The sequence below is a fragment of the uncultured Campylobacter sp. genome (genome assembly GCF_938045775.1).
In the GTDB taxonomy this organism is placed as follows: Bacteria; Campylobacterota; Campylobacteria; order Campylobacterales; family Campylobacteraceae; genus Campylobacter_B.
In genome coordinates, this window is record NZ_CALIBH010000096.1 from 1 (window position 1) to 6,921 (window position 6,921).

Consider the following 6,921-nt stretch of genomic DNA (forward strand, 5'->3'; position numbering starts at 1 on the left):
ATAAAAAGGACTTAAAATGATAGGAATAAATGAGGCTATAGATTTGGCTACGGCTAGAATCACATCAAGCAGGCGGAGCGAAATGGTGCCTCTTCCCAGCGCCCTAGGTCGCATTCTTTCTAGCGATATTTCTGCGCTTAAAAACCTACCCTGCTTTGATAATTCGGCGCTTGACGGCTATGCCTACGCGGCGGAATTCAAAGACGAAGAGCTAGAGATCGTAGAGCCTACGATTTTTGCAGGAGATGAGAAATTCTACGAAATAAAGGCTACGCAAGCGCAAAAGATAATGACCGGCGCGCCAATGCCTGCAGGCGCAGACTCTGTCGCGAGGCTAGAGGATGTAGACGCGCAAGGTGGAACTCTAAAAATCCCTGCTTCCGTTCATGCCCACGACGGCTTTCGTAAAAAAGGCGAGGAGGTGCGCGCGGGCGAGCTTTTATTGCACCGTGGCGAAATTTTAAACCCTGCTAAAATCATGCTTCTTGCTGCGCAAGGAATTTACGAAGTGGACGTTTACGCGCGTCCTAAAATCGCTCTATTTTCCAGTGGAAACGAACTCAAAGAGCCGTGGCAGAGTGCGAGCGAGCGCGAAATTTATAATGCCAACTCTAGTGGTATTGCTGCATTGCTGCAAAAATACGGCTTTGAAAACGAGTATTTAGGAATTTTAAAGGATGATTTTAGCGCGGTATGCGAGACGCTAGACGCTGCTACGCGTAAATTTGACGTGCTAATTACCAGCGGTGGAGCAAGTGCTGGGGAGGCGGATTTTATGCAAAGCGCTATGAGTGAACTTGGATTTTTGCAGGTTTTCGATCACATCGATATCAAGCCCGGCCGCCCCAGCAAGTGCTTCGCAAAAGACGGCAAATTCGTCTTTGCAATGGCAGGCAATCCAATGGCTGCTTTCGTGCTTACGCGCGCAGTCATACTGCCGATCCTATTTAAGCTTAGTGGCGCAAGCGAGGCTTTTAGCGCAGAAGCGGCGATCTATGCCAAGCTCGCAAGCGATCTGAAGCTAAAAAGCGGCAGAGTAAATTTAACCGTAGGCGCATATGAAGGCGGAGTTTTTACGCCTATGCCGTCGCCTTCTGGGCGCATCAGACCGCTGGCTGCGGCATCGCATTTTTTCTTGGCTGATCCCGAATGCGACAAAGTTCGCGCTGGAGAAATCGTAAAAATTTATAAAATTTAAGCGAGAAATTATTGACAAATGAAAATTTATAGGCTACAATCGCGCTTTATTTTTACCGCATGCGGGAATAGCTCAGTGGTAGAGCGCAACCTTGCCATGGTTGATGTCGCGAGTTCGACTCTCGTTTCCCGCTCCATCTTAACTTCAAATTTTAAAATTCCTTCCGCCGAATTTGTTTTTAAACCACAAAATTTCGATATGAAAGCCTTGAAATGAAAATTTTAGTTTGCGTAAGCGGCGCGAGTTTTTGCGAGATCGGGCTTGATCTGCTTAAATTTCTTGCCAACTCACCGCATGAAATCCACGCCGTGTTTACGCAGGGCGCGCGCCGCGTCCTGAGCGCCGAAAGCGGCATAGACGCGGACGAGGCTTTAAAATCCGCGGAATTTAGGAGCGTAAAATTCTATCCCAACACCGATCTTAGTGCGCCGCCCGCTTCGGGCTCGTTCGGCATTGACGCCACAATCTTTGCGCCCTGCTCTATTGGCTCTTTGGCTAAAATTTACGGCGGGCTTTGCGACAGCTTAAGCGCCCGTGCCGCTGCAGTCGCGTTAAAAGAGCATAAGCGGCTAGTTCTTGGCGTGCGTGAGATGCCGCTTTCTGCGATCAGCCTGCGCCAGATGAGCGAGCTAGCCGCGCTCGGCGTCATCATCGCTCCGCCCGTGATCGCAGGCTACTGCGGCGTGCAAAATTTAAAAAAATTCATAATCGGCAAGTGGTGCGACGCTCTGGGCGTGCAAAACGAGCTATTTAAAAGGTGGCAATAATGCAAAACTCAAGAAAATGTATCTATCCGGGCACTTTCGATCCTATTACGAACGGCCATCTGGACGTAATCAAGCGCGCGCTAGGGCTTTTTGATGAAGTCATCGTCGCAGTCGCGCTAAACGAGAGCAAAAAGCCCTACTTCAGCCTAAAATCCAGACTAGAGATGGCGCGAGCCGCGACGCGCGGGCTTCGCGGCGTGCGCGTGCAAAGCTTTGATAATCTGCTCGTGGATTTTGCTAAATCTTGCGGCGTGCGCTTCGTTATCCGCGGGCTTCGCGCGGTCAGTGACTTTGAGTACGAGCTACAAATCGGCTACGCAAACGCCTCGCTATGGGAGGAATTTGAGAGCGTGTATTTGATGCCGACGCTCAAAAACGCCTTCATCTCAAGCTCGATTGTCCGCTCCGTTTTGAGCCACGGCGGCGACGTTTCGCACCTGGTGCCAAGCGAAATTTTAAAATTTTTAAAAAAATGAGCTTGCAAGCGACTGAAATTTAGCCCGCAGGCGCGGCTAAATTTAAAATTTGCAAACCACACGGGAGATAAAAATGAATAAGCAAATGGATGAGATAGAAAGACTGCGAACGTTTTTAAAAAGCGTGAGAGATGAATACAAAGCCTTAAATAAAATAGCCGAAGCGCAGGTCGTAAGCAGGCGCTGGGCGTCGGGTAGCTGTATCAATTTAGAGCCGTTTTATTTTGAATATAACCGCTTCTTTAAGGGCAAAATTTTAAAAGCTAAACCAAAAAAGATCGTAAACACCTACGAATACGGCTTTGATGCACAAGATCGCGTCGTTTTTGAGAGACAACATGACGACAAAAAAAGTTTCTTTGAAAGCCTTTATTTTTGGGGGCGGGACGAAGTTTTAAAATATCACTTCGGCTGCTACAATAAAAGATGCGCAGGATGCTTCAATATAAAAAGATTTATCTATGAGGGTAGCGTGCTAAAGTCCATCTACTCGGCCTTTGACAACAACGCCTATGGGATAGAAAATTTTACTTACGAAGGCGGCAAGCTCGCACAAAGACGGAAGTATGTAGAGCACCCTCGCGCAGGCAGAAGGAATGACGTAACAAACTATGAATTTGACGAAATGGGCGAGCTAAGCTTAATAACCGAAAATGGTTATGTGCGCTATCAAAAGCCCGATAAGAACATGAGCTACAAAAAGCTCTATGAGCTCGCCGCGCAAAGACTACTGCCAGCGATTAAAGAGACAATCAAAAAGCACGCGCCCGGCTGCAAGCTCTACTGCATAAATTTAGCTTGCGACAATAGGAGTTTGCCGCCGATCATCGGATTCGGCTCGCAAGAACAGCGCGCGCAGTGGCTTACACGAAAGGACGGTTGGCTTCTTTGGCTTGTTCCTGATTACGAGTTTCGAGCCGAGGTCGAAGTAGACTACGAAACGGCGAAAATTTTCGATCTTTTCAATCAAGAAACGCAACTAAATGATAAATATGCGCAGGCTAAAAAGCTCATTTGGGAGTGCGTGAAGCAGCTCAAAGCAGGTCTTGGCGAATTTGCGCTCGATATGACGGAGGATTTTACGATCACGGCTACCGATTGCGATCTTGGCAATCTGAGGAAAGATTTCATAGCGATAAATCCCGAACCGATAGGCGCATAAGGGCAAAATTTAAAATTTTATCGTCGCGATTTTATCATCGCGCGCAGCACTCGCCCGCCCCAATGCGCCCCACTCTGCATAACGCCGCCCTGCTCCGCCCGAAGTGCCGCCATTTCCGTCTAACGCCATCCGCTTCAACTGGTATACGTCCTGCTCTGTATGATGACGCCCTACCTCGCCCGACGTGCCATTCTATCCGCACGGCGCGCTGTCTTTATCGACCGGCGCCCTGCTTCGCTCGGTACACGCCCCTTAAGCGCAAATTTACTCGCTCGCTGTGTTATGCAACGCATCCGTCCGAGCGCTAAATTTAACCGCGAGCTGCGCCGCAAAGAGCAGGAGCCGAGCAAAAAAAGCGCCCGATAAAATTTTATGCCAAAAGATAAAAAGAGGCTCGTACAAGCTCGCGCAAAAGCCCGATTTAGGGTCTAAATTTTACGCCAGGTTGTTAAAAAAGCCGCTATTTAGCTATAAGCTTGTAAAATAACACACAAATTTAAAGGCGAAAAATGTATGTAATATTCGAAGGTATCGACGGCGTGGGAAAAAGCACGCAGATAGCGCGGCTGGCGGCGACTTTCCCGCGGGCGATCGTGACCAAGGAGCCCGGCGGCACGAAGCTCGGCGAGGCGGTGCGAAGCCTCGTTTTGGGCGAGGATTTTAAGTGGTCGCGCGGCAGCGTAAATCTGCGCGAGGCCTGCGGCGAAATCTCAAAGCGCGCCGAGCTGCTTTTATTTCTCGCAGACCGCGCCGAGCACTACGAGCGCGTGATAAAGGGCGGCGCAGGCGGTCTTGTGCTAAGCGATCGCGGCTTCATCTCGGGGCTTGCCTATGCGCTGGCAAACGACGAAAACGCGGATCTTAGCGAGCTTATCGCGCTTAATAAATTTGCGCTCGGGGGCAAATTCGCAGATAAAATCGTGCTGTTTTCGGCGGACGAACAGCTCGTCAAAACGCGGCTCAAAACGCGCGCTAGCAGCGATATAATCGAGGCTCGCGGTCTGAAATATCTAATGCGCGTGCAAGATCTTATGGCGCAGGCGTGCACGGCGTGCGGAGTTCAGACCCTGCAAATCGACGCCGCGCAGTCCGAAGAAGCGATCTGCGATCAGATAAAAAATTTCATACTTTCTTAAAATTTTAAGGCGTGGAATTTTGCTGCTGGAATTGATTTCTGAGGTCTGCCGTGAAATTTTAGCTATGGAATTTCGCCCATAAAATTTCATCTCCAAATTTCGTTTATGGAATTTTATAGGCGCAGTTCTAGGGAAAATTTCATGGGCGGAATTTTGTTTTATAATTCAGCCGTAAAATTTCGGTACGTAATTCTGTCTTAAAATTCCGCCGCAGACTGAAAAGGCGCAGGATTTCATAAGCGAAATCCCGCGCGGAATTTTAATCCGCGGATTTGCAGGTGGAATTCCGCTTAAGCTTTAGATTAAAAGGATAATGATGAAGACGTTAAAGTTGGTTTTGCGTAAGGTTTTAAAATTTATATTTTTGTTTTGGGTGGTCATAAGCTCGCTTTTCGGCACATATATGATCGCCGATAAATTTTTCGGCCGCACCGTCGTAGCCTGGACGCTCATCCGTGATTTTAGCAGCGCTTCGCTGGATCTGAAGGATTTTAGCATCAGCGCCCGCTTAAGAGCTACCACTATCGGCGGACGATCATGGCGCGACGAGCGCGAGCCGAAGCCCGACTTTTCGGACGATAACTCCACCGGCGCTCCGTATGAACTAAGTATAAATTTTGAGCACGTGAGTGCGCCCGGGATCGTGCTGAAAAACATCAAGCTCGAGCAGGTGCAAAGCGGACGCGTCGTGTTTGAAAAGGATGAGCTAGAGGTGCCGATAGAGATGGGCTATAGCGGTTACAAAAGCGGCGAATTAGAGATACCTGATCTCGATTCTGCGCATGTCAAACACAGACTGAGCGCCGAAATATGCGTGTCTGGGGGCGCTTGCACAAACTTCGTGCATTATTTCTTGCCATACAGACATGTAGAGGGTACAGCGGCTCTGCGAGGTATTTTTTAGCCGCAAAAGATTCGGCGCAAAATTTTAAAACATAAAATTTGCGGCGGTATGGATTAATTTGGCGGAATAAACGAGTAGATTATCGATGCCCGTAACGTGGCGGTATGCTTTATTCGCGTGGCGGAATTTCGCCTCTTGCCGTATTCGCGTGAAACGGAATTTTAAAATTTCGCGGCGCATAAAATTTATAGCACGCCGCGAAATTCTGCTATGTAAATTTGAGGCGACGTAATTATGAAATTCCGCGCTGTGTATTGTGCGGCGGAGTAGCGCTATTTCTTACGACGCTTGTGCCACGATGAGAGTTTTTGCATGCAAGTAGAGCAGACCAGATACGAACACACGAATGCGAGCACTAAACAGGAAAAGAAATAATCCCCAAAGCCCAAAATATCGCAAATATAAAGCAATACCGCAAGCGCGATGATAAAAACGGCAGTAAAAAGTATAAGGAATATAGCAAAGTAGGTGCACGTCAAAAATATCCGTGTCAAACGAGGTGCACGACTCTCAATCGCGCGGACGATCGCATAAACGTATGCCAGAATTATCATCGCAACGAGCGCAAGCCCCGCGCAAGTGTAGAAAAAATCGCTCAGGTTTGGGAATGCGTCTTTTGCGAACGCAAAATATATCGCATAAAATACCGTCGTGGCGAAAAAGATCAGACCGAATGTAATCAAAATGTCCCAAGCTAAAGATAGCGTGCGTTTTGCGGCATCCAGCGAGCTCAACGCAAAATCGCGGGCATATTCCAAAGGCGTTCTGCGGCGCTCGACTTCCAAGGCGACGAGGCTGCCTAGATATCCTTGGTTGCAGTATTTTACGCGCACCAAATCGCCCTGCTTAAACGAGAATGACCTGCAACGCATACGAAAGCGAATGCCGCCTATCTCAAAAAGCACGAGCGTCTCGATCTCCTGCCTAAGGACGCGGACGTGCAAGTTTTCTATCCTGCCTTCGATACAGGGCTGCTTATTTCGCATAATCCTCCAAAATTAAGTTTAAATTTCGCGCCGCTTGCTAGGCACTTGTTTGCTCGGCGCTAGAAAAACCCGCTCATCTTTCCCGCAAGGCTCTGCGGCGCGACGGAATTCTGCGCGACAAAATTCTAGCTTTTAAATTTCATGCGGCAAAATAGACTGATCGCGAGCTTGGTTTTAAAATTTTTCGCTAAATTCCGCCGCGCTTATCGGCGGCAAATTTAATACGGTTAGCTTTACGAGCGCGGTTCACACCACGCACTAAACAAACATGTTTAAATTTAAGATCATAAAA

The 6,921-nt window shown here is 48.4% G+C and carries 7 protein-coding genes and 1 tRNA gene; 7 read left to right on the forward strand and 1 reads right to left on the reverse strand.

From position 1 onward, the window contains the following. Nucleotides 1–16: 16 nt before the first annotated feature. The 7 genes from Q0238_RS03740 to Q0238_RS03770 all read left to right on the forward strand — a co-directional run bounded on the left by Q0238_RS03740 (nucleotide 17) and on the right by Q0238_RS03770 (nucleotide 5,643). Entirely contained in the window at nucleotides 17–1,198 is a 1,182-nt protein-coding gene (locus Q0238_RS03740) for a molybdopterin molybdotransferase MoeA (protein WP_297943028.1), read from the forward strand. 61 nt (nucleotides 1,199–1,259) lie between these two features. Further along, a tRNA-Gly gene (locus Q0238_RS03745) sits at nucleotides 1,260–1,334 on the forward strand. Between the two features lie 76 nt (nucleotides 1,335–1,410). Beyond that, the gene (locus tag Q0238_RS03750; protein WP_297943030.1) at nucleotides 1,411–1,965 is read left to right on the forward strand and encodes a UbiX family flavin prenyltransferase; all 555 of its coding nucleotides are present in this window, start codon (nucleotides 1,411–1,413) and stop codon (nucleotides 1,963–1,965) included. After that, on the forward strand, nucleotides 1,965–2,441 hold the full coding sequence (gene coaD / locus Q0238_RS03755; protein WP_297943032.1) for a pantetheine-phosphate adenylyltransferase: 477 nt from the start codon (nucleotides 1,965–1,967) through the stop codon (nucleotides 2,439–2,441). The genes Q0238_RS03750 and coaD overlap by 1 nt, the downstream gene beginning before the upstream one ends. 73 nt (nucleotides 2,442–2,514) lie before the next feature. After that, nucleotides 2,515–3,603 (forward strand): hypothetical protein, encoded by a 1,089-nt coding sequence (locus tag Q0238_RS03760; RefSeq protein WP_297943034.1) that lies wholly within the window; start codon nucleotides 2,515–2,517, stop codon nucleotides 3,601–3,603. Nucleotides 3,604–4,112: 509 nt separating this feature from the next. Then, nucleotides 4,113–4,739: a dTMP kinase gene (gene tmk / locus Q0238_RS03765; protein WP_297943036.1), complete on the forward strand. Its 627-nt coding sequence runs from the start codon at nucleotides 4,113–4,115 to the stop codon at nucleotides 4,737–4,739. 316 nt (nucleotides 4,740–5,055) lie between these two features. After that, on the forward strand, nucleotides 5,056–5,643 hold the full coding sequence (locus tag Q0238_RS03770; protein ID WP_297943037.1) for a hypothetical protein: 588 nt from the start codon (nucleotides 5,056–5,058) through the stop codon (nucleotides 5,641–5,643). A gap of 272 nt (nucleotides 5,644–5,915) precedes the next feature. Here Q0238_RS03770 and Q0238_RS03775 read toward each other — a convergent pair whose 3' ends face one another. After that, nucleotides 5,916–6,629 (reverse strand): hypothetical protein, encoded by a 714-nt coding sequence (locus Q0238_RS03775; protein ID WP_297943039.1) that lies wholly within the window; start codon nucleotides 6,627–6,629, stop codon nucleotides 5,916–5,918. Between the last annotated feature and the right edge of the window lie 292 nt (nucleotides 6,630–6,921).

Bases quoted from the DNA above. Each gene is read 5' to 3' on its own strand.
- coaD (WP_297943032.1), top strand. From the start codon at position 1,965: ATGCAAAACTCAAGAAAATGTATCTATCCGGGCACTTTCGATCCTATT.
- Q0238_RS03770 (WP_297943037.1), top strand. From the start codon at position 5,056: ATGAAGACGTTAAAGTTGGTTTTGCGTAAGGTTTTAAAATTTATATTT.
- Q0238_RS03760 (WP_297943034.1), top strand. From the start codon at position 2,515: ATGAATAAGCAAATGGATGAGATAGAAAGACTGCGAACGTTTTTAAAA.
- Q0238_RS03750 (WP_297943030.1), top strand. From the start codon at position 1,411: ATGAAAATTTTAGTTTGCGTAAGCGGCGCGAGTTTTTGCGAGATCGGG.
- Q0238_RS03740 (WP_297943028.1), top strand. From the start codon at position 17: ATGATAGGAATAAATGAGGCTATAGATTTGGCTACGGCTAGAATCACA.
- Q0238_RS03775 (WP_297943039.1), bottom strand. From the start codon at position 6,629: ATGCGAAATAAGCAGCCCTGTATCGAAGGCAGGATAGAAAACTTGCAC.
- tmk (WP_297943036.1), top strand. From the start codon at position 4,113: ATGTATGTAATATTCGAAGGTATCGACGGCGTGGGAAAAAGCACGCAG.